The following is a 23,348-nucleotide window of genomic DNA, read 5'->3' as shown; positions in this document are numbered from 1 at the left end:
TTTTTGTCTAAATAAATTGCAGAACCGGACAAAAATTAGGTACATATACTAGTAAAGAAAGGCGACAAGTTACTGCTTGAATGTATCTCTATTTTCAAAAAAATGTTAAAGTGTATAATAACTGCTATATTACATGGTTCGGTAAGGAATTGCAGATTTAATATAAGGGAAGAAAAATCGGGGGAAATGCTATGGAACAATCAATGCGCAACTTTTTTTTGTTTTTATCTCAAAATAAAATGTTAACAAAGCTAGCGAAGCATTATGGCTTACGCTTTGGAGCCGCGCGTTTTGTAGCAGGTGAGACGATTGATGGAGCAGTGGACGTGGTGCGTGAATTAAATGAACAAGGGCTTGAAGTTACAGTTGATCATCTGGGTGAATTTGTTACAACGGAGGAAGAAGCTGCTTATATGACGGAACATTGTATCCAAGCAATCCGACGCATTCACGATGAGAAGCTTAGTTCTCAGCTTTCATTAAAGTTAACGTCAATGGGTTTAGATATTTCGACAGATTTAGTGATGAAAAATATGGAATATATTTTGAAGGAAGCAAAGCAATACAATGTATTCGTTACAATCGATATGGAAGATTACCAGCGTTGCGGAAAGACGATTACTATCTTTAAGGAGCTTAAAAAGCGTTATGACAATGTTGGCACGGTGCTTCAAGCGTACTTATATCGAACGGAACAAGATATCAAAAATTTAAGTGAATACGCTCCAAACTTAAGGTTAGTAAAAGGAGCATATAAGGAATCCACAGCGGTTGCCTTCCCAGATAAAATTGATGTAGATGATAGCTTTAAGAACATTATTAAAGTACATTTGCTTAATGGCCACTACACCGCCATTGCAACGCATGATGATCAGATTATTGAGTATGCAAAGAAGTTAGCAGTCATTCATGATATTCCGCGTGATCAATTTGAATTTCAAATGCTATTTGGCATTCGACCTGAGCGTCAAAAGCAGTTAAGGAAAGAAGGATATAAGATGCGTGTATATGTACCGTACGGAAAGGATTGGTACGGGTATTTTATGAGAAGGTTAGCTGAGCGCCCAGCGAATGTAGCTTTTATTTTAAAAGGCATTGTGAAAAAATAACCTTCATGAAAAGAATCGAACAAGACGGTATTTCCTTGTTCGATCTGTAGCTTAGTTATCCTGCATATTTTGTTTTCCGTATTGTTGATTCTGAGATGTTTTTTTACCGTGGTTATGAACTTCTTGTGTTGGGCCAGCATTTCCTTTAACGCTAGCTGCGCTTACACCTGCGGATGAAGGGTCTTTTTTTAAGCGTGACATGATATCACCTCCTGGCCTTAATATAACCAAAGAGATAAAAAATAGTTGCAAATAATGATGTTCGTATATTGCGAAAATTTAAAAAGTGTTTTATAGTAGTATCAGAGATTAAAAGTAGCTCTCTTTTTTTTAATTATAAAATGAATGACTATTCATTCAATGTATAGAGGGGGATATAAGAATGAGCTTTAAAATTAAGAAAGCCGCTGTAATTGGCTCAGGCGTAATGGGATCTGGAATTGCAGCACATTTAGCAAATGTGGGAATCGAAACCTTGCTATTGGATATCGTGCCTAGTGAATTAAATGCAGAAGAAACAAAAAATGGACTGACGCTAGAAAGTACACAGGTACGTAACCGAATGAGCTTAACTGCACTAAAAAATTTAGCTAAGCAAAAGCCAGCACCTTTAATGGCCAAATCACGTGTTTCTTTTATTAAGGCAGGAAATTTAGAAGATGATCTTGAAAAGTTAAGCCAATGTGACTGGATTATTGAAGTTATTGTGGAGCGATTAGATGTCAAAAAGCAGCTTTTTGAAAAACTTGATGCTGTAAGAAAGCCTGGTACTATTATCAGTTCAAATACTTCAGGTATTTCAGTTGAAGCGATGGCAAACGGCCGATCGGACGATTTTAAAGCACATTTTTTAGGCACACATTTCTTTAATCCGCCTCGTTATTTGAAATTATTAGAAGTTATTCCTACTAAAGATACAAAAGAAGAAGTCGTTCAATATATGAAAGGCTTTGGTGAAAACGTTCTTGGAAAAGGCGTTGTCCTTGCCAAAGATACCCCTAACTTTATCGCTAATCGAATTGGGACTTATGGTTTGCTAGTAACGGTTCAAGAAATGCTTAAAGGTGGTTATAGCGTCGGTGAAGTGGATTCGATTACGGGACCACTCATTGGAAGACCAAAAAGTGCTACGTTTCGAACGCTTGATGTTGTAGGGCTTGATACGTTTATTCACGTTGCTAATAACGTTTACGATAAAGTAGATGGAAAAGAAAAAGATGTTTTTACCATTCCTGCATTTATGAAAGTCATGCAGCAAAAAGGTTGGCTGGGAAGTAAATCTGGTCAAGGATTTTTCTTGAAAAAAGGTAAAGAGATTTTAGAATTAAACCCGGATACGTTACAGTATGAAGAACGTCAAAAGCTTAGAACTACTAGTGTGGAATTGAGTAAACAAGCAAAAGGGTTCTCCAATAAAATGAAAGCGCTTCTATATTCAGATGACCGCGCAGGTGCATTTTTATGGAAAATCATTAGCCCGGTACTGCTTTATTCAGCACAGTTAAAAGGAGAAATTGCTGATGATATCGTCGCTATTGACCAAGCGATGAAGTGGGGATTTGGCTGGGATTACGGACCGTTTGAAACATGGGATGCAATTGGATTTAATGCCGCTATTGAAAAAATGGAAGCTGAAGGATTAGAAATGCCGGGTTGGGTTCAGGAGATGAAAGAAAACGGATTTTCCGCATTTTATAAGGAGTTAGATGGGCAAAAAATTTATTATGATCACAATGAGTATAAGCCGGTTGTAGAGAACAAAAAAGTTGTCCACCTATCAGCTTTAAAAGCACAGGATAAAGTTATTAAAAAGAACAGTGGCGCAAGTCTAATTGATTTAGGAGACGACGTAGCATGCTTACAGTTTACATCACCAAATAATTCTATTGGCTTAGATATTGTTCAGCTCTTAAATGAATCGTTAGAGGAAGTGAATCGAAATTATAGAGGTTTAGTTATTGGAAACCAAGGTAAAAACTTCTGCGTTGGCGCGAATCTAGCTATGATTTTGATGGAAGCTCAAGACGATAATTTCTTTGAAATTGAATTTGTAATTCGTCAATTTCAACAGGCGATGATGAAAGTGAAATACAATGAAAAGCCTGTCGTTGCCGCACCATTTGCAATGACGCTTGGTGGAGGAACGGAGATTTGTTTACCAACTGCTAAAATTCAGGCATCTGCTGAAACATATATGGGGTTAGTTGAAGTTGGAGTTGGCTTAATTCCAGGTGGTGGTGGAAATAAAGAGCTTTATCTAAAGCAGTTACAAGGTCTTCCAAATGATGTGAACTTAGATTTGCAGCAGATTGCAAATAAAACGTTTGAAACTATTGCGACAGCTAAAGTCTCTAGTTCTGCTCTTCATGCAAGAGAGCTAAATTTCTTAAACCATCAGGACGGTATTACCTTAAACCAAGATCATTTGCTTGAAGAAGCAAAACAGTCTGTTCTGTCATTATCACAAGCTGGTTATGAGCCACCAGTTCGCCAAAAAGTGCCTGTAGTTGGTGAGACTGGCTATGCAACTTTATTGCTAGGTGCCCAATCAATGAAATATTCAGGATTTATTTCAGATCATGATTATGAGATTGCAAAGAAGCTAGCATTTGTAATTGCTGGTGGACGCGTACCTTACGGAACAAAAGTGGATGAAGATTATTTACTAGACTTAGAGAGAGAAGCATTCTTGAGCCTAGTGGGAGAGATGAAGTCTCAGCAACGTATGCAACACATGCTAGTAAAAGGGAAGCCATTGCGTAACTAAGGGGGAGAAGGAATGAGAGAAGCGGTAATTGTAGCTGGTGCAAGAACACCGGTTGGAAAAGCGAAAAAGGGGACGCTTGCTACGGTTCGTCCTGATGATTTAGGTGCAATTACGGTAAAGGAAACGCTAAGAAGAGCCGGGGGCTATGAAGGGCCAATTGACGATTTAATTATCGGATGTGCGATGCCAGAAGCTGAACAAGGTTTGAATATGGCGCGTAATATCGGAGCATTAGCCGGGCTCCCATACACGGTCCCTGCTATCACAATCAATCGTTATTGCTCTTCAGGCTTACAAAGTATTGCCTACGGAGCAGAGCGTATTATGTTAGGGCAGGCCAAAACTGTATTGGCTGGAGGAGCAGAATCGATGAGTATGGTTCCGATGTTTGGAAACGTTGCGCGTCCAAACATACAGCTAGTAGAAAATGCACCTGAATATTATATGGGAATGGGACATACAGCAGAGCAAGTTGCTTTAAAGTATGGAATTTCGCGAGAAGACCAAGATGCATTTGCTGTAAGAAGTCATCAAAAAGCAGCTCAAGCTCTTCAGGAAGGTAAGTTTAAAGATGAAATTGTTCCTGTTGAAGTGACAATGAGACGTTTAAACAGTAAAAATAAGCTGGAAGAAAACAAGGTTGTCTTTTCACAGGATGAAGGCGTACGTGAGGGAACAACAGCCGCAATCTTAAGTAAACTACGACCTGCATTTTCCGTAACGGGTTCAGTAACGGCAGGTAACTCGTCGCAAACAAGCGACGGAGCGGCAACCGTGATGCTGATGGATCGTGAACAGGCTGAAGCAGAAGGCCTTCGTCCGCTAGCGAAGTTTCGCTCGTTTGCAGTTGGTGGTGTTCCACCGGAAGTGATGGGAATTGGACCGATAGCCGCGATTCCAAAAGCATTAAAATTAGCGGGGCTTGAGCTTTCAGATATTGGGTTATTTGAGTTGAATGAAGCCTTTGCATCTCAAGCATTAGGTGTTATTCGTGAGTTAAACATCGATGAAGATCGCGTGAACGTTAACGGTGGAGCAATTGCTCTAGGTCACCCACTTGGCTGCACCGGTACAAAACTAACGCTCAGTTTATTACATGAAATGAAGAGAAGAAATGAACAGTTTGGCGTTGTAACGATGTGTATTGGTGGCGGGATGGGCGCTGCTGGTGTATTTGAACTATTAGCTTAATGAAATAAGGGGGATATGGAGATGGCAAATCAAACGGAACAAACAATTAAAGGTGGTAGCTTTTTAATTAATGATCTTTCCGCAGAGCGAGTATATACACCGGAGGATTTCACAAGCGAGCATAAAATGATTGCTAAAACAACGGATGAATACGTTGAGAACGAAGTAATACCACAAGTAGAATTTTTAGAAAAACATGAGTTTGATCGCTCAGTGAAACTATTAAAGCAAGCTGGGGACCTTGGATTACTAGGAGCTGATGTTCCAGAAGAGTATGGTGGTCTTGGATTGGATAAGGTTGCATCAGCATTAATTGCTGAAAAGATGTCACGTGCAGGAGGATTCTCTATCACACACGGTGCACATGTTGGAATCGGTTCTCTACCAATCGTGCTATTTGGAACGGAAGAGCAAAAGCAAAAATATCTACCAGATTTAGCAACTGGAGGTAAGATTGCAGCGTATGCGTTAACAGAACCAGGATCAGGTTCTGATGCATTAGGAGCGAAAACTGTTGCTCGTCTAAATGCAGAAGGAACTCACTACGTGTTGAATGGTGAAAAACAATGGATTACAAACGCTGGCTTTGCTGACGTATTTGTTGTGTATGCGAAAATAGACGGAGAGCAATTTTCCGCATTTATCGTCGAACGTGATTATGCAGGTGTGTCTGTTGGTCCTGAAGAAAAGAAAATGGGTATTAAGAGTTCCTCCACACGTACCTTGATTTTAGAAGATGCACATGTGCCAAAAGAAAACGTACTTGGAGAGATTGGAAAAGGGCACATTATTGCGTTTAATATCTTAAATATTGGCCGCTATAAGCTAGGTGTAGGTGCAGTAGGAGCTGGTAAGCGTGCCATGGAGTTAACTTCTGAATACGTGAATCAACGTCAACAGTTTAAGACTCCAATTGCAAAGTTTTCGTTAACACAAGAAAAAATTGCAACAATGGCAGCTAAATTATACGCTTCTGAAAGCTCTGTTTATCGTACAGTAGGTCTCTTTGAAGACAGAATGGGTCAGTTATCAGAAGAGCAACAAAAAGATGGGAAAGAAATTGCTGCTTCAATTGCAGAGTATGCCATCGAGTGTTCATTAAATAAGGTATTTGCGACGGAAGTGCTAGATTATTTGGTTGATGAAGGAGTTCAGCTTCACGGTGGTTACGGCTTTATGAGTGAATATGAGATTGAACGCTTATACCGTGATTCTAGAATCAACCGCATCTTTGAAGGGACAAACGAAATTAACCGTTTATTGGTGCCAGGAACGTACTTACGCAAAGCCTTAAAAGGTGAACTTCCGCTTCTTCAAAAAGCGCAGTCACTACAGGAAGAGCTCATGATGCTAATGCCCGAAGAGGCTGGAGAAGGCGCGTTAGATCAATCAAAACTATTAGTTCGTAATGGTAAAAAGATTGCGCTATTACTACTTGGTTTAGCAGCTCAAAAGTATGGCAAAAAGCTTGAGGGTGAACAAGAAGTTCTAGTTAATATCTCTGACATGATTAGCAACGTATATGCAATGGAATCAGCTGTATTACGTACAGAAAAAGCGATTTTGAAAAATGGAGAAGAAAAAAATCAGCTTAAAGTAAACTATACAAAAGTATTTTGTCAAGAAGCATTCAATAAAATCGAAGCGGATGCAAAAGAAACGCTTATTGCTGTAGAAGAGGGAGATACGCTACGCATGATGCTTTCGTCATTACGTAAGCTAACTCGTCACACGCCGGTCAACGTTATTGCTGTTAAACGAGAAATTGCAAAGGTTGTATTGGAAGAAGAACGCTTTATTGTGTAATTTTAAAGTATGGAATAAGTGCTGTGTAAAGAGGAGGGGTAGACACCTTCCTTTACACAGCTTTTCTTTGTTTAAGTGAGAACTAAAATAGGTAAATTAAAGTTGAATATGTTAAAATACGAAAAAGCAAAGAGAAAGGAGGAAAAATGATGAGCGTATTATTTTATTCGTACCCTAAATGTGGGACATGCCGAAAAGCAAAGCAGTGGCTAGATCAAAGTGGGGTGGCATATGAAGAAATTCATATTATTGAAAATCCCCCAACAAAAGATCAGCTGACTAGTTACTATAAAAATAGCGGGTTGCCATTAAAGAAGTTTTTTAACACAAGTGGTAAGAAATATCGTGAGTTAGGTTTAAAAGACAAAGTTGCAACAGCAAGTGATGAAGAATTACTTGAAATCCTTTCATCTGATGGGATGTTAATCAAGCGCCCTTTATTAACTGACGGTGATAAAGTAACGGTAGGATTTAAAGAAGAAGAATTTGAAACAACGTGGAAATAAATTTAAAATTCTGTGCGGATTCAAATAGAAAAAACCTCCTTTTTACGTTACACTGATAAGAGGTAGTCGTTGCTATTCGTTAGCGGCATACATAATTTATTGGAGGGATTAAGATGAGTACACCAAAAGAGTTGCGTTATTCAGAAGAGCATGAGTGGGTAAAAAACGAAGGAGAAGTTTTCCGAGTAGGAATTACACACTTTGCTCAATCTGAACTTGGTGACATTGTATTTGTTGAGCTTCCAGAAGTTGGCGATAAAGTTGAAGCAGATGAGCCGTTTGGTAGCGTAGAATCTGTAAAAACAGTATCAGAGCTATATGCACCAATTAGCGGTGAGGTTGTAGAAGTAAACGAAGAATTAAGTGACAATCCTGAGTTTGTAAACGAGTCTCCATATGAAAAAGCATGGATGGTTGTAATTAAGCCTGCTGATTCAGCAGATGTTGAGAAACTTATGACAGCTGAACAATACGATGAAATGATTAACGAAGGTTAATTGACTTCATCTTAAGACATTTCATTTGGTATATCCATAATTTGTCTTCATGTACCTATAACAAAAAGGGCACTCTATTTAGTAAACAAGCTAAAGGGGTGTCTTTTTATGTTTGAACGTAAAAAAGTTGACGTAACGGATCGAATTACAGCAAAATTTCATGAAAACGGTATGCAATTGTATGTCGATAAAGAATCGATTGGCCATGTGAATTACGGTGCAACGGGTAATGAATACAATTTAGAGTCAGGCTACACGCAGGAAAATAATAAGATTTATCAGTATGCTGACGTCCAAACTGGAACTACACAAAAGTATACGGACTGTGATTCAGAAGAGGGTTGGTGCTAAATTTAGCATGAAATCTCTGCGTGAAAGGGTGATGGCGCCAACCATATAAGGTTTGGCGCCATCAGTCTAAAATGACCGAAAATAGTCTATTCTTCAATAAAACAGTCCATATATGTTCTTTTTACAGCAAAATCTTTTAAAAAACAGGGGAACTGTGTTACATTAACGAATATTGTATAGCATAAAGGAATAACGTTACTATACAACTGATAATTATAGGTGATGACGATGCGTTTAATAGAAATTGAAAAAGTAATTATTGTAGAAGGTAAGTCTGACAAAAAGAGAATCGAGAGCATTATTAATGAACCTATTGAGATTATTTGTACAAATGGAACCATTAGCTTGTCAAAGCTAGATGAGATTATCGATTCCACATATGATAAAGATGTGTACATCTTAGTCGATTCAGATGATTCTGGCAATAAATTACGAAAACAGTTTAAAAAAGAACTCCCAGAAGCGGAGCACCTTTATATCGATAAAATGTATCGCGAGGTAGCGGCGGCACCAAGAAATCACATTGCTACGGTGCTCTTAAGTGCTAATATAGATGTTAACGCAGAATTTTTAATATAGAAGGATGAATAACATGGAAGAATGGACAGAAGAGCAGCTAGACGAAAAGCTAAATAAAGACGAGCGTACCGTCATTTTTTTTCATACCCCCCTTTGTGGAACGTGCCAATTAGCTAAAAAAATGTTAACAGTAGCGGAGGCGGTTATTCCAGAGTTAACAATTGGAATGAGTAATTTAAATTATATGCCTGCTAAAGCTTCTTTGCTTGAAATTGAAAGTGTTCCATGCTTAATTGAATTTAAAAATGGCGAAATGAAACAGAAGCTTTATGCTTTTCACTCCGTTGAACACGTAATAGAACGTCTTAGCTAAATAAGTATTTGTTTACAAGTGTGCATGGGATTATTATCCTATGCATATTTTTGTTGACACCCTTTCTGACACATGCTAGAATCACAAACATAAATGAATGAATATTTAATGAAAACAAAATAATTTTAATAATTTGTCGTTAACTCTTATCAAGAGAGGTGGAGGGACTGTGCCCTGTGAAACCCGGCAACCGTCAGACTAACTGAAATGGTGCCAATTCCTGCAAAGCATAAGCTTTGAAAGATGAGAGAAAGGATTTAATCATAAACCTTTCTGCTCATGTGTAGAAAGGTTTTTTTATTTTCAAAAAGCAAGGACACACTAAGCAGACAGAGCAAGTCAACAAAGAAGGTGAAGAAGATGATTACGTTACAAGATGTAACAAAAATATATGATGCTAAAAGTGGAAAAGTTACGGCTGTTGATCAAGTTAATTTGTCAGTAGCAAAAGGTGAAATCTTCGGTATCATTGGATACAGCGGGGCAGGGAAAAGCTCCCTTATTCGCTTATTAAATGGTTTAGAAACACCTACTTCTGGAACTGTCGAAGTAGCAGGGAACCAAATTGGAAAGGTTAAGGGTGCTAAGCTTAGACAAGCTAGACAGGAAATTAGTATGATTTTCCAACATTTTAATTTGCTTTGGTCTCGTACCGTTCAGGAAAATATTGCGTTTCCGCTTGAAATTGCAGGTGTTTCTAAAGGTAAACGAGCAGAACGTGTAAACGAGCTTATTAAATTAGTCGGATTGGAAGGAAGAGAAAACGCCTATCCATCTCAGCTAAGCGGTGGACAAAAGCAGCGTGTAGGGATTGCAAGAGCGCTAGCCAACAACCCAAAAGTTCTATTATGCGACGAAGCAACATCAGCACTTGATCCACAAACAACAGATTCAATTTTAGATTTGTTAGTTGATATTAATGAAAAGTTAGGTTTAACGATTGTTTTAATTACTCATGAAATGCACGTTATCCGTAAAATTTGTCATCGTGTAGCCGTGATGGAAAATGGGAAAGTAGTTGAACAGGGAGAAGTACTTGAAGTGTTCCGTAAACCACAGCAAAATATTACAAAACGATTTGTACAGCAAATCTCAGAGCCAGAAGAAACGTTTGAGACAGTTGAACAGGTGAAAGAACTTTATCCGAGCGGTCAAATTGTTCAGCTTACATTTGTAGGTGGAAAAGCAGAGCAACCGCTCATTACGAGTATTTTAAAAGCGTTCGATGTCACGATTAACATTTTACAAGGGAAGGTCTCTTATACACAAACAGGCTCTTACGGAACTTTGTTTATTCATTTAGACGGTGAAAAGGCAGAGGTTAATAAAGTAATCGAGTACATCCGTGAACAACAGGTAGAAATTGAGGTGATGACGGATGCTAACTGAATTATTTCCAAACGTAACGTATGATAAGTTCAGCGCAGCAACGATTGAAACACTGTATATGACAAGTATCTCAGTCGTTGCCACCTTTATATTAGGAATTATATTAGGCCTACTTCTATTTTTAACAGGCAAAGGACAGCTTTGGGAAAACCGCTTCGTTAATATTATTATAGGAGCGTTCGTAAATATTTTTCGATCCATTCCATTTATCATCTTACTGATTTTGCTCATTCCATTTACAAAAGCGATTGTAGGAACGATGCTTGGAGCAGAAGCAGCACTGCCAGCTCTTATTGTTGGAGCAGCACCGTTTTACGCGCGTATGGTTGAAATCGGCCTTCGTGAAATTGATAAAGGTGTTATTGAAGCAGCAAAGTCAATGGGAGCTACAACAAGCACAATTATTTTTAAAGTGCTGCTTCCAGAATCAATGCCTGCTTTGATTTCTGGTTTGACGGTTACAGCAATCGCACTCATTGGCTATACGGCAATGGCTGGAGCGGTTGGAGCTGGTGGTTTAGGAAACTTAGCATATTTAGAAGGCTTCCAGCGAAATAATAGTGATGTAACCCTTGTGGCGACAGTTTTAATTTTAGTAATTGTATTTATTATCCAGTTCATTGGTGATTTTATCACATCTAAAATTGATAAACGATAAGAGGAGGAAATATATTATGAAAAAATGGGTTTCAACATTTGCTTTATCATCTGCTTTAGTTTTAGGTTTAGCGGCTTGTGGTTCATCTGGAGGCAGTGGTTCAGATTCATCAGAAGACGAGAAGAAAATTGTGGTTGGAGCGTCAAATATTCCGCATGCTGAAATTTTAGAAGAAGCAAAACCATTGTTAGAGGAAAAAGGAATTGAGTTAGACATTAAACCATTCCAAGATTATATTTTACCTAATACAGCATTAGATGGAAAAGAAATTGATGCAAACTACTTCCAGCACATTCCTTATCTAGACTCTGTATTAGAAGAAAATCCTAATTATGATTTTGTAAGTGCAGGAGCGATTCATATCGAGCCAATTGGTATCTACTCTAAAAAATACAAGTCATTAAAAGACCTTCCGAAAAACGGTACGGTAATTATGCGTGATGCAGTAGCAGAACAAGGTCGTATTCTTTCAATTTTTGAAAAAGAAGGCGTAGTTAAGTTGAAGGAAGGCGTTAAAAAGCAAGATGCAACGCTTGATGATATTGTAGAAAACCCTAAAAACCTAACGTTTAAAGCAGACGTTGAAGGTGGTTTATTACCTCAGGTTTATAACAACAATGAAGGTGATGCTGTTGTCATTAATGCAAACTATGCTTTAGATGCTGGTTTAGATCCTGTTAAAGACCCAATCGCTGTAGAGTCAAAAGAAAACAATCCGTATGCAAACATCATCACGGTTCGTAAAGGTGATGAAAACAAAGAAGAAGTAAAAGCGTTAGTAGAAGTGCTTCATTCAAAAGAAATTCAAGATTTCATTGAAGAGAAGTATAAAGGCGCGGTGCTTCCTGTAAACGAGTAATATATTAAAGTCGACTAGTTTAGATCTGGTCGACTTTTTCTATTTTTATCGTCAAGTATAACTCCGATTTGTATCATCCATACTAATGAGGAAAACTATGACGAATGGAGTTGGCAAGAGAGATGCAACAAGAAACAAATCATTCAACGGAACAGGCACTTCATAACTATAAGGTAGGAATTGGAACATTCAGCGAAAAGCTTCCAAAGTTGACTGAAGCGTTCAACACTTTCACAGAGGCTTGTTTTGAAGAAGGGTCTATTTCTAAAAAAGACAAGCAGCTTATTGCATTAGGAATTAGCGTTGTAGCTCAAGATGAATATTGCATGATTTATCATACAAAAGGTTGCCTAGATAACGGAGCAACTGAGCAAGAGATTCTAGAAGCTTGTGGTGTTTCGGCAGCATTCGGTGGTGGAGCAGCGATGAGCCAATCGGTCACGTTAGTACAGGAATGCATGCAGGAGTTAAAACGTCAAACACACTAAATATAAATGATAAGCAGACGTTGCTTTAAAGGCTAGTTATGCCTATGAAAGCAACGTTTTTTGTACGTTTAAAATATGTATACATATAAGGGAAAAGCGTTTATCGCAAAAGGTTGCTATAAGTTTTCATTTGTTATAAGATTGTAATGAGAATAAAATGAGAATAATTAAAAAGATATAGGTATATCTGATTTTAGTATATACATCTATAACTGGAGGTTTTAGTATGGCAGGTTCAACTTTAATCATTAAAGATCTTCATGTGTCAATTGAAGGCAAAGAGATTTTAAAAGGTGTTAACTTAGAAGTTAAAGGCGGAGAGATTCATGCAATCATGGGTCCAAATGGTACAGGTAAATCGACTTTATCTTCAGCAATTATGGGACACCCTAAATATGAAGTAACACAAGGTAGCATTACACTTGATGGTGAAGACGTGCTTGAGATGGAAGTGGACGAGCGTGCGCGTGCAGGTCTATTCCTTGCAATGCAATACCCAAGTGAAATTAGCGGTGTAACAAACGCAGATTTCTTACGTTCATCAATTAATGCACGTCGTGAAGAAGGCGATGAAATTTCACTAATGAAATTTATCCGTCAACTAGACAAAAACATGGATTTCTTAGAAATGGATCAAGATATGGCACAACGTTATTTAAATGAAGGTTTCTCTGGTGGAGAGAAAAAGCGTAATGAAATCCTGCAATTAATGATGTTACAACCTGCTATTGCAATCCTTGATGAGATTGATTCAGGTTTAGATATCGATGCATTAAAAGTAGTATCAAAAGGAATCAACGAGCTACGTGGTAGCGACTTTGGTTGCTTAATGATCACTCACTACCAACGTCTATTAAACTACATCACACCAGACCATGTTCACGTTATGATGCAAGGTCGCGTGGTAAAATCAGGCGGTCCTGAATTAGCTCAGCGTTTAGAAGCAGAAGGCTATGACTGGATTAAGAAAGAATTAGGTATTGAAGACGAAACTGTAGGGCAAGAAGCATAAGCATTAGGAGGATTTCTATGACTATTGATACAAAATTACCATTTGATCAAGGGTACGTTCGCAGTTTTTCTGAAAAAGCTGATGAGCCGAAATGGTTGTTAGATCTTCGTTTACAAGCTCTTGCGAAAGCAGAAGATCTTCCACTACCAAAACCAGATAAAACAAATATTACAAAGTGGAACTTTACAGATTTCTCAAAGCATGATGCTGAAGCAAAAGCAATTTCTTCAATTGATGAGCTTCCTGAGTCTGTAAGAGCACTTATTGATACAGAAGCGGTTAAAAACTTATATGTTCAACGTGACCAAACAGCTGCATATGCAACGTTAACAGATGAGTTAAAAGAACAAGGGGTTATCTTTACTGATATCCAAACAGCTGCAAAAGAACATGAAGAGCTTGTACAAAAGTACTTCATGAAAGATGGTGTAAAAGTTGATGAGCATCGTTTAACAGCTCTTCACGCTGCACTGCTTAACGGTGGCGTATTTGTTTACGTACCAAAAAATGTTGAAGTAAAAGAGCCACTTCAAGCCGTTTTCGTACGTGAAGACGAAGAGGCAGCACTTTTCAACCACGTTATTGTGGTTGCAGAAGATAATAGCTCTGTTACGTATGTAGAAAACTACATTGCTACTTCTGAAGAATCAAACGGTGTAGTAAACGTTGTGACAGAAGTATTTGCAAATAATAATGCAAAAGTAACCTTTGGTGCCGTAGACTACCTTGCAAAAGGAACAACTAGCTACGTAAATCGCCGCGGTGTTGCTGGTAAAGACGGTCGCATTGAGTGGGCATTAGGCTTAATGAGTGAAGGAAACACAGTTTCTGAAAACATCACATACCTAATGGGCGATGGTTCATATGGTGATACGAAAACAGTTACAGTAGGTCGCGGTGAGCAAAAGCAAAACTTAACGACGAGCATTATTCACTTCGGTAAAAATTCTGAAGGTTACATCTTAAAGCATGGTGTAATGAAAGACAGCGCGTCTTCAATCTTTAACGGAATCGGTAAAATTGAACACGGTGCATCTAAATCAAATGCTGAGCAAGAGTCTCGCGTATTAATGCTAAGCGAAAAAGCTCGTGGAGATGCTAATCCAATCTTATTAATTGATGAAGATGATGTAACAGCAGGACACGCAGCTTCTGTAGGTCGCGTAGATCCATTACAGCTTTATTATTTAATGAGCCGTGGTATTCCACAAGTTGAAGCTGAACGCCTAGTTATTCATGGTTTCTTAGCTCCAGTTGTAAATGAGCTTCCGGTTGAAACGGTGAAAACACAGTTAACGGAGTTAATTGAAAGGAAAGTTCGATAATGAACGTTGCTGATATTCGCAAACAGTTTCCGATTTTAGACCAAGAAGTAAATGGACACCCGCTTGTTTACTTAGATAGCGCTGCTACTTCTCAAAAGCCAGTTCAAGTGATTGAAGCACTTGATAAGTACTATAGAGAATATAACTCAAACGTACACAGAGGTGTTCATACACTGGGTACGATGGCTACGGATGGTTACGAAGGTGCACGTGAAAAAGTAAGAAAGTTTATTAATGCGAAATCAACAGAAGAAATTATCTTTACGCGTGGAACAACTACAGCTTTAAATATTGTTGCTGCTAGCTATGGACGTGCCAATTTGCAACCTGGTGATGAAATTGTTATCACTTATATGGAGCATCACAGTAACATCATTCCATGGCAGCAAGTTGCAAAAGCAACAGGAGCAACATTAAAATATATTGATCTTACAGAAGACCATGCTCTTTCATTAGAAACGGTTAAAGAAACGATTACGTCAAATACAAAAATTGTTTCGGTTATGCATGTTTCTAACGTATTAGGCACAATTAATCCGGTAAAAGAAATTGCGGAAATTGCTCACCAACACGGGGCAATCATGGTTGTAGACGGTGCACAAAGTACGCCTCATATGAAGGTGGATGTACAGGACTTAGACTGCGACTTCTTTGCGTTTTCTGGTCACAAAATGTGCGGTCCAACAGGCATTGGCGTGCTGTATGGAAAAAAAGAGTTATTAGAAAAGATGGAGCCAGTTGAATTCGGAGGGGAAATGATTGATTTCGTTAACCTATACGATTCAACATGGAAAGAGCTTCCTTGGAAATTTGAAGGTGGAACGCCTATTATTGCAGGAGCAATTGGATTAGGTGCAGCTATTGATTTTCTAGAGGAAGTGGGCTTGGATAATATTCTTGCTCATGAGCATCGATTAGCCAATTACGCACTAGATCGTCTTTCAGAAGTAGAGGGTATTACCATTTACGGACCGAAAGAGCGTGCTGGCGTCGTTACGTTTAATCTTGATGATGTTCACCCACATGATGTAGCAACCGTTTTGGATGCTGAAGGAGTTGCTGTACGCGCAGGGCATCACTGTGCACAGCCGTTAATGAAATATTTAAATGTATCTTCAACTGCACGTGCAAGTTTCTACTTGTATAATACAGAAGAAGAAATCGATCAATTAGTGTCATCACTAATTAAAACGAAGGAGTATTTCACAAATGTCTTTTAACAATTTAGATACTCTTTATCGTCAAGTGATTATGGATCATTATAAAAACCCTCGAAATCGTGGGTCTTTAGAAGAAGATACGGTTCAAATTCAAATGAATAACCCAACGTGTGGTGACCGTATCGAATTATCACTTAAAGTAGAAGATGGCAAAGTAACAGATGCAAAGTTTGAAGGAGAAGGCTGTTCAATCTCTATGTCATCTGCTTCAATGATGACACAGGCAATTAAAGGGCAAGAGATTGAAACAGCTCTTGAACTTGCGAACATCTTCTCAGATATGATGCAAGGAAAAGAGTATGATGATAGTATAGATTTAGGAGACATTGAAGCACTTCAAGGTGTTTCAAAGTTTCCAGCACGTATTAAATGTGCAACATTAGCGTGGAAAGCGATGGAAAAAGGCCTAAAAGAACAGAATTAAGTCCTGTTAGGCCTTTGTTCATTCCCAATCCTATCAAGTAGGGGGTAATAACAAATGGCAAAAAAGATGCCGGAAATCGGCGATTATAAATACGGGTTCTCGGATAAGGACGTTTCTATTTTCCGTTCTGAACGAGGATTAACAAAAGAAATTGTAGAAGAAATTTCTCGCATGAAAGACGAGCCACAGTGGATGCTTGATTTCCGCTTAAAATCACTTGAGCATTTCTACAGCATGCCAATGCCACAGTGGGGCGGAGACATGTCTAGCCTGAACTTTGATGAAATTACGTACTACGTAAAGCCTTCAGAGAAGTCAGAGCGCTCTTGGGATGAGGTTCCTGAAGAAATTAAACAAACGTTTGATAAGCTTGGTATTCCTGAAGCAGAGCAAAAGTACCTAGCTGGTGTATCTGCTCAGTACGAATCTGAAGTTGTATATCACAACATGAAAGAAGACCTTGAAGCACAAGGAATCGTATTTAAAGATACAGATACTGCATTAAAGGAAAATGAAGAGATTTTCCGTGAGCACTGGGCGAAAGTAATTCCGCCAACGGATAACAAATTTGCTGCGTTAAACTCAGCTGTTTGGTCTGGTGGTTCGTTTATCTACGTACCAAAAGGGATCAAAGTAGATACGCCACTTCAAGCATACTTCCGTATTAACTCTGAGAACATGGGTCAATTCGAACGTACGCTAATCATCGTAGATGAAGGTGCACACGTACACTACGTAGAAGGCTGTACAGCGCCGGTTTATACAACTAACTCTCTACACAGTGCGGTTGTAGAAATCATCATTAAAAAAGACGCATACTGCCGTTATACAACGATTCAAAACTGGGCGAATAACGTATATAACCTAGTAACGAAGCGTGCTGTATGTGAAGCGAATGCAACAATGGAATGGGTTGATGGAAACATCGGTTCTAAATTAACAATGAAATACCCAGCTGTTATCTTAAAAGGTGAAGGCGCACGTGGTATGACATTATCAATTGCCTTAGCTGGTAAAGGCCAACACCAAGATGCGGGTGCGAAAATGATTCACTTAGCACCAAACACATCTTCTACAATTGTTTCGAAGTCTATTTCGAAGCAAGGTGGTAAAGTAACGTACCGTGGTATCGTTCACTTTGGTCGCAAAGCTGAAGGTGCTCGCTCAAACATTGAGTGTGATACGTTAATTATGGATAACCAATCAACATCTGATACAATTCCATACAACGAAATTTACAACGATAACATCTCTTTAGAGCACGAAGCGAAAGTTTCAAAAGTATCTGAAGAGCAGTTATTCTATCTAATGAGTCGCGGTATTTCTGAAGAAGAAGCAACAGAAATGATCGTAATGGGCTTCATTGAACCATTTACAAAAGAACTTCCAATGGAATATGCGGTAGAAATGAACCGTCTAATCAAGTTCGAAATGGAAGGGTCTATCGGTTAATAAATAATTTTTTAAACTCGCTTGTTTATACAAGCGAGTTTTTTTCATGAGTTTGTATTAAAATAATAGTACATAGCTTAATACATATTGGAGGGATTTTGTGATATACGTAGGCGTAACAGGGTGGGGAGATCATTCATCTTTGTATGAAATGGGCGTGCCTGCGCGAGATAAGTTAGCTGTATATGCAGGTCATTTTCCAACAGTTGAAGTAGACGCATCTTTTTATGCAATTCAACCTAAAACAACCATCGAAAAGTGGGTAGCAGATACCCCTGATTCGTTTCAATTCGTTGTAAAAGCTTATCAGGGTATGACAGGTCATATGCGAAATGAAATACCCTTTGATAGTAAAGACGAGATGTTTGATGCATTTATGGATTCAGTCAGTCCTTATGTAAAAGCTAATAAGCTTGCAATGATTCTGTTTCAAATGCCACCTTGGTTTAACTGTACGAAAGAAAACGTTAATTATTTGCGTTACAGCCGTGAAAAATTCGGTGATCTACCTGTTACTTTAGAGTTTCGTAATCAGTCTTGGTTTACGCCACAGTGGTATGATAAGACGCTTATGTTTATGGAGAAAGAGAAATGGATTCATGGCATTTGCGATGAGCCACAAGCGGGTGAAGGGTCTGTACCGACCGTTTTACATCCTACGAGTGCTGAGAAAACGCTGATTCGATTTCATGGTCGAAACGTTCATGGTTGGAATAAAAGTGGAGACCCTAACTGGCGTAAAATACGCTTTTTATATCGTTATAACCATCAAGAATTACTTGAGTGGAAGCAGCATATTGAAGCATTAAAGCGAAAAACAAAGGATATTTATATCGTTTTTAACAATAACTCCGGCGGAGACGCAGTTGATAACGCTAAGGAATTAATTAGTTTGCTTGATATCCAGTATACAGATTTAGCACCTAAACAGTTAAATTTATTTGATTGACTGGTAAAACAGATTGATAAGCGCATATCGTTTTTAACAATTAATCTAGACACAAAGTATGTAATTTCTTGTATAATTATAAAAAAGTAGTCTAAAGCTCACTCTTTTTGAAAATCATCATATTTTGATTAAGAAAGGAGTGGGAAATTTGATTACATTGGAACCTGTTGTTATTAATGGTCATACGTTTAATGCGGTTACCGTACTGCTTCCCAAAACAACGCTGCTAACTGTGTCTTCGGATAAGGGATATATTATGTGTGGGGCATTAGATGTTGGCCTTTTGAATGAAAAGCTAGTTAGTAGACAGATTATTGCAGGAAGAGCAGTTGGTGTACGTACAATTGACGATCTGTTAAATGCACCTTTAGAGTCAGTTACTGTGGAAGCAGAACATTTGGGCATTTATCCAGGTATGATAGGGCGCGAAGCTTTATTAAAAATGATTTAGTTGAGAGAAAATATCTTTATGCTCCATTTTTTGTCTGAAAGAATTTAAACGAGAGGTAGTAAAGGTTCTACCTCTTTTATAGCGATTATAAAATAATAGATAGTTAGGGAGTTACTATGAAATTAGTTGCAATTCAATCATTGAGCCCAGGTGTATGTTTGGCAAAACCAATATTAGATGAAGCCGGAAACACGCTAATTAATGCAGGCATACCTTTGACAGAGACTATTATTAATCGTTTAAAGCAACGAGGTGTTACCTTTGTATACATAGGTGATAAACGAACAAATGATATTGTTGTGAATTCTACTATTCCACTTTCGCTTCGGAAAAAAGCAATGAAATCAGTGGAGGATGTCTTTCAATCTCTTCAAAAAAAGCATGAAAAAACGCGTGTTGCGCTTTTAGAACAATCATTTCGCGAAGTACATAAAATTGGCAATCAATTAGTAGATGAGATGATGAATAATGATGACGTACTGTCATTGTTAACGGATGTATATATATACGATAATTATGTATTTTCTCATTCTGTGAACGTAACTCTTTATGCCCTTTCACTTGGAAAAGAAATAGGGTTAACTCAGCCTGCTCTAGAAAAGCTAGGTGCAGGAGCTATGCTACATGATGTAGGGAAAATGTTAATTCCGCAAGATATTTTAAACAAGCCTGGAAAGTTAACGGATGAAGAATTTAAGTTGATGAAAAAGCATACTACTTATGGGTACGAGTTATTACGAAGTACGCCTAATGTCTCTATGCTTTCCGCCACTTGCGCGTATCAGCATCATGAAAGGTTAGACGGATCAGGGTATCCACTAGGAATTAAAGAAGAGCGAATTCATCTATTTAGTAAAATTATCGCAATTGCGGATGTGTACGATGCCGTGACGTCAAATCGCGTGTATAGAAGCGCTCTCCTCCCTCACGAAGGGTTAGAAATTCTATATGCGGGGGCGGGAAGTCAGTTTGATAAAGACATGATAAGCGCTTTTAGACGAGCGATTGCAGTTTATCCTATTGGTCTTTTTGTAACGCTGAATGACCAAAGAAAAGGCGTAGTGAGCCAGCAGAACAAAGGTCTAAGTGATCGACCTTATATTCTTATTCAGGAGGAAGAAGATAGAATATTAGATAAACCTTATGAAATTGATTTAAAAGAAAGTCCGACATTAATGATTATCAGCAGTGATTTAAAACAAACATAGAAAACTTTTAGAAAATAGCGTTAGCCCTCCTTATTTATGCATACATATAGCTTGTAAGGAGGGATTTTTTTGATTAGGGTTCGCCGAAGAGTATTTAAAAAGGGACCTATACCATTTCGTTATGTCGTACTACTAACAATTGTTTTTTTTCTTTTTTCTACTGGAGCAGGAATATGGTTAATTAATAGAGGAATTGAACCAACTTTAATGAAATATGCAGAAGCTCAGACTAAAGAGATTGCAACGCTTGTTATTAATAAAGCTGTTAATAAACAAGTGGTGGACCAGCTCGATGTTAATGATATTATTAAGACAGAAAGTACGCCAGATGGGCAGGTAGCCAAGATTGATACAGCAGTCGTAAATCGTATTAGAGCTCAAACTACATCTTTAGTCCAGGCTAATTTACGAGAAGCTGAAAAAGGGAACTTAGAAGAATTAGAGATTCCAACTGATATTAATATTGAATCAGATGAAAAGCTCAGGCAGCGAGGGATTGTCTATCAAGTTCCATTGGGGCAAGCTACAAATAATGCTTTATTAGGAAATTTAGGACCATTAATCCCAGTTAAATTTCATGCAATCGGAGATGTGCAATCAGATGTCGTACGGAAAATAGAGGAGTACGGAATTAACGGTGCTTTTTTAGAGATTTCAATTGAAGTTCAGGTTAATGTTCAGGTAATTATTCCCTTTGCTACAAAGCAGACAACAGTTCAAGCGACAGTGCCTGTAGGAATGGCAATGATTCCAGGGAGCGTACCGGATTATTTTAACGGTGGCACTAATTCAGCCTCCCCATCTATTGAACTAAAGAAAAAATAGCCGGTTGATAACTTTATATTTTACCGATATAATGTACTAGATACAATTATATACCATCACCTTATCAGATCGATGAGGTAGAGGATGCAAAAAGTATGAGTATGCTATGTGAGGATGACAACTGTGATCATAGTAAAAAGGATTTTTTGCCGAAGGAAAGAAAAAGAGTCAGCTTTTCTTTTCTGGGGTTACCTTGAAAAAGGGTAACACTGTCATTATGAAAATACGTTTGTTTTCATGATGGAGGGCTACTGATCGTGATGGAGGATAACATAACATTACAAAGAGTAATGATAGTTATTTTCTATCATTGCTCTTTTTGCGTTTTTTTCTCTATAAGTAGTTCTCCCGTATGTAAGCAGGCTTATATTAGGAGGATCTCATGGAAGGAACTATTTTTTCGTTATTACCGCCATTTATCGCGATACTAATGGTTGTTTTAACACGTAAAGTACTACTTTCCCTAGGAGTGGGAATTTTAGCAGGTGGATTAGTATTAACCGAATTTTCGATAGGTGAAACCATTCAAAAAATTTGGGGAAGCTTTGCTACCATTTTCTATGCCGATGGTGCAATTAATACTTCAAATCTATTTATTTTGCTTTTTCTTTTAATTTTAGGTGTTATTACGGCTTTTATCTCAATCATTGGAGGAAGTCGTGCCTTTGGCGAGTGGGCTTTAAAGCGTATTAAAACACGTCGTGGAGCTCATCTATTAACAGCCGTGTTAGGGATTATTATTTTTATTGATGATTATTTCAATGCACTAGCTGTTGGTCAAGTGAGTCGTCCAGTAACAGATCGCCAGCGAATATCAAGAGCGAAGCTTGCTTACTTGATTGATTCAACGTCAGCTCCTGTATGTGTGATTGCACCGTTTTCAAGTTGGGGTGCCTATATCATTACAGTTGTAGGTTCAATTCTAGCTGCACATGGTATGAATAATGTGTCAGCATTTTCAGCATTTGTACAGATGATACCTATGAATTTTTATGTATTCACTGCATTGATTATGGTGTTTATTGTAAGTGTTTTTGATATTAACATTGGACCGATGAAAAAGCATGAAGAACATGCTATTCGTACTGGTGAAGTAACGGATCCAGAAAAAGGAGCAGTACCAGGAGAATTAAAAGAAGATTTGCCAGTTAGTAAAAATGGTCGTGTATTTGATTTGATTTTACCAATTATTGTATTGATGATTGGGACAATCGGTGCGATGCTATGGACAGGCTACCAAGCAACTGAAGGACAAGCTACAATCTTTACAATGTTTGAGAATACGAATGTTCCTAATTCATTGATGATTGGTGGTTTATCAGGTCTTGTTGTAACGCTATTGTTATTTATCGTACGCACTAGACAATCAAGTGAGTTATCTAATTCTGTGCTTGGTAAAGGTATAGTAGCGGGGATTAAATCAATGCTACCTGCTATTTATATTTTACTGCTTGCTTGGATGATTGGAGATTTAATCGGTCAGTTAAAGTCAGGAGAATTTTTAGCAGGGATTGTCGAAAGCTCTAATTTAAATATTGCCTTCTTACCAGTGGTACTATTCATTATTGCTGGCATCATGGCATTTTCAACAGGAACATCTTGGGGAACGTTTGGTATTATGCTTCCAATTGCAGGTGACATTGTAGGCAACATTGAACCAGAATTATTGTTACCAGCTCTTGCAGCTGTATTAGCTGGTTCAGTATTCGGAGATCATTGTTCACCAATTTCTGATACAACTATCTTGTCATCAACGGGAGCAGGAAGTCATCATATTGATCATGTAATGACACAGCTTCCTTATGCAATTATTTCAGCTGTGATCAGCATCATTGGTTATATTGTACTTGGTTTAACAGAAAGTACGTCTGCTGGGCTCGGAACAGTAATAGTTTTATTAGTGGTATTTGTCTTAGTGGCTCGTAAAAAAGGGAATATAACAGAAACGTCATTAGAAAAATAGAAGAAT

Annotated in this window: 24 protein-coding genes and 2 riboswitches; of the genes, 23 read left to right on the top strand and 1 reads right to left on the bottom strand. The window is 38.1% G+C overall.

The genetic code is table 11. The features are described 5' to 3' along the window. The first annotated feature begins 191 nt into the window (after positions 1-191). Entirely contained in the window at positions 192-1,109 is a 918-nt protein-coding gene (locus EPL02_RS08655; RefSeq protein ID WP_131887475.1) for a proline dehydrogenase family protein, read from the top strand. Positions 1,110-1,160: 51 nt separating this feature from the next. Here EPL02_RS08655 and EPL02_RS08650 read toward each other — a convergent pair whose 3' ends face one another. Further along, positions 1,161-1,310, bottom strand: a complete 150-nt coding sequence (locus tag EPL02_RS08650) for a YuzL family protein (RefSeq protein ID WP_076512331.1) — start codon at positions 1,308-1,310, stop codon at positions 1,161-1,163. A gap of 181 nt (positions 1,311-1,491) precedes the next feature. On the opposite strand from EPL02_RS08650, the gene EPL02_RS08645 reads away from it, so the two are divergent. The 22 genes from EPL02_RS08645 to EPL02_RS08540 all read left to right on the top strand — a co-directional run bounded on the left by EPL02_RS08645 (position 1,492) and on the right by EPL02_RS08540 (position 23,342). Then, on the top strand, positions 1,492-3,876 hold the full coding sequence (locus EPL02_RS08645; protein WP_131887474.1) for a 3-hydroxyacyl-CoA dehydrogenase/enoyl-CoA hydratase family protein: 2,385 nt from the start codon (positions 1,492-1,494) through the stop codon (positions 3,874-3,876). Between the two features lie 12 nt (positions 3,877-3,888). Then, positions 3,889-5,067, top strand: coding sequence for an acetyl-CoA C-acetyltransferase (locus EPL02_RS08640; RefSeq protein ID WP_094911148.1), 1,179 nt, complete (start codon positions 3,889-3,891; stop codon positions 5,065-5,067). Between the two features lie 21 nt (positions 5,068-5,088). After that, the gene (locus tag EPL02_RS08635) at positions 5,089-6,873 is read left to right on the top strand and encodes an acyl-CoA dehydrogenase family protein (protein ID WP_131887473.1); all 1,785 of its coding nucleotides are present in this window, start codon (positions 5,089-5,091) and stop codon (positions 6,871-6,873) included. Positions 6,874-7,022: 149 nt separating this feature from the next. Next, positions 7,023-7,379 carry an arsenate reductase family protein gene (locus EPL02_RS08630; protein ID WP_131887472.1) on the top strand — a complete coding sequence of 119 codons (357 nt, stop codon included), beginning with the start codon at positions 7,023-7,025 and terminating at the stop codon, positions 7,377-7,379. A gap of 113 nt (positions 7,380-7,492) precedes the next feature. Beyond that, complete coding sequence (gcvH, locus tag EPL02_RS08625; RefSeq protein WP_094911151.1) at positions 7,493-7,876, top strand: glycine cleavage system protein GcvH; 384 nt, start codon at positions 7,493-7,495, stop codon at positions 7,874-7,876. 108 nt (positions 7,877-7,984) lie between these two features. After that, entirely contained in the window at positions 7,985-8,227 is a 243-nt protein-coding gene (locus tag EPL02_RS08620) for a YusG family protein (protein WP_094911152.1), read from the top strand. Between the two features lie 228 nt (positions 8,228-8,455). Further along, positions 8,456-8,806 carry a toprim domain-containing protein gene (locus EPL02_RS08615; protein WP_025909441.1) on the top strand — a complete coding sequence of 117 codons (351 nt, stop codon included), beginning with the start codon at positions 8,456-8,458 and terminating at the stop codon, positions 8,804-8,806. Between the two features lie 13 nt (positions 8,807-8,819). Beyond that, on the top strand, positions 8,820-9,119 hold the full coding sequence (locus tag EPL02_RS08610) for a thioredoxin family protein (RefSeq protein WP_094911153.1): 300 nt from the start codon (positions 8,820-8,822) through the stop codon (positions 9,117-9,119). 143 nt (positions 9,120-9,262) lie between these two features. Then, a riboswitch (SAM riboswitch) is annotated at positions 9,263-9,369 on the top strand. 110 nt (positions 9,370-9,479) lie between these two features. Beyond that, a complete protein-coding gene (locus tag EPL02_RS08605; protein ID WP_094911154.1) occupies positions 9,480-10,508 on the top strand; it encodes a methionine ABC transporter ATP-binding protein in 1,029 nt (342 codons plus the stop codon). After that, positions 10,498-11,166, top strand: a complete 669-nt coding sequence (locus EPL02_RS08600) for a methionine ABC transporter permease (RefSeq protein ID WP_094911155.1) — start codon at positions 10,498-10,500, stop codon at positions 11,164-11,166. The genes EPL02_RS08605 and EPL02_RS08600 overlap by 11 nt, the downstream gene beginning before the upstream one ends. A 16-nt stretch (positions 11,167-11,182) precedes the next feature. Continuing rightward, positions 11,183-12,025, top strand: a complete 843-nt coding sequence (locus EPL02_RS08595; RefSeq protein ID WP_094911156.1) for a MetQ/NlpA family ABC transporter substrate-binding protein — start codon at positions 11,183-11,185, stop codon at positions 12,023-12,025. A gap of 122 nt (positions 12,026-12,147) precedes the next feature. Continuing rightward, the gene (locus tag EPL02_RS08590; protein WP_094911233.1) at positions 12,148-12,513 is read left to right on the top strand and encodes a carboxymuconolactone decarboxylase family protein; all 366 of its coding nucleotides are present in this window, start codon (positions 12,148-12,150) and stop codon (positions 12,511-12,513) included. Positions 12,514-12,739: 226 nt separating this feature from the next. Then, a complete protein-coding gene (sufC, locus tag EPL02_RS08585; protein ID WP_094911157.1) occupies positions 12,740-13,525 on the top strand; it encodes a Fe-S cluster assembly ATPase SufC in 786 nt (261 codons plus the stop codon). Positions 13,526-13,542: 17 nt separating this feature from the next. After that, positions 13,543-14,850: a Fe-S cluster assembly protein SufD gene (sufD, locus tag EPL02_RS08580; RefSeq protein ID WP_131887471.1), complete on the top strand. Its 1,308-nt coding sequence runs from the start codon at positions 13,543-13,545 to the stop codon at positions 14,848-14,850. Further along, positions 14,850-16,070 carry a cysteine desulfurase gene (locus tag EPL02_RS08575; protein WP_131887470.1) on the top strand — a complete coding sequence of 407 codons (1,221 nt, stop codon included), beginning with the start codon at positions 14,850-14,852 and terminating at the stop codon, positions 16,068-16,070. Before sufD ends, EPL02_RS08575 begins: the two co-directional genes overlap by 1 nt. After that, the gene (gene sufU, locus EPL02_RS08570) at positions 16,060-16,494 is read left to right on the top strand and encodes a Fe-S cluster assembly sulfur transfer protein SufU (protein WP_061785058.1); all 435 of its coding nucleotides are present in this window, start codon (positions 16,060-16,062) and stop codon (positions 16,492-16,494) included. Before EPL02_RS08575 ends, sufU begins: the two co-directional genes overlap by 11 nt. 54 nt (positions 16,495-16,548) lie before the next feature. Then, complete coding sequence (gene sufB / locus EPL02_RS08565) at positions 16,549-17,946, top strand: Fe-S cluster assembly protein SufB (protein WP_025909431.1); 1,398 nt, start codon at positions 16,549-16,551, stop codon at positions 17,944-17,946. Positions 17,947-18,046: 100 nt separating this feature from the next. Then, a complete protein-coding gene (locus tag EPL02_RS08560) occupies positions 18,047-18,895 on the top strand; it encodes a DUF72 domain-containing protein (protein WP_131887469.1) in 849 nt (282 codons plus the stop codon). A gap of 148 nt (positions 18,896-19,043) precedes the next feature. Next, the gene (locus tag EPL02_RS08555; RefSeq protein WP_131887468.1) at positions 19,044-19,346 is read left to right on the top strand and encodes a YunC family protein; all 303 of its coding nucleotides are present in this window, start codon (positions 19,044-19,046) and stop codon (positions 19,344-19,346) included. A gap of 116 nt (positions 19,347-19,462) precedes the next feature. Beyond that, a complete protein-coding gene (locus tag EPL02_RS08550) occupies positions 19,463-20,554 on the top strand; it encodes an HD-GYP domain-containing protein (protein ID WP_131887467.1) in 1,092 nt (363 codons plus the stop codon). Between the two features lie 69 nt (positions 20,555-20,623). Continuing rightward, positions 20,624-21,379: a sporulation protein YunB gene (gene yunB / locus EPL02_RS08545; protein ID WP_094911163.1), complete on the top strand. Its 756-nt coding sequence runs from the start codon at positions 20,624-20,626 to the stop codon at positions 21,377-21,379. Between the two features lie 70 nt (positions 21,380-21,449). Next, a riboswitch (Lysine riboswitch) is annotated at positions 21,450-21,638 on the top strand. 123 nt (positions 21,639-21,761) lie between these two features. Further along, positions 21,762-23,342, top strand: coding sequence for a Na+/H+ antiporter NhaC family protein (locus EPL02_RS08540; protein WP_094911164.1), 1,581 nt, complete (start codon positions 21,762-21,764; stop codon positions 23,340-23,342). Positions 23,343-23,348 lie beyond the last annotated feature (6 nt).

Source organism: Bacillus sp. CBEL-1, from assembly GCF_004348885.1.
Lineage (GTDB): Bacteria > Bacillota > Bacilli > Bacillales > Bacillaceae_H > Priestia > Priestia aryabhattai_A.
This window is presented reverse-complemented; position numbering and strand designations above follow the sequence as displayed.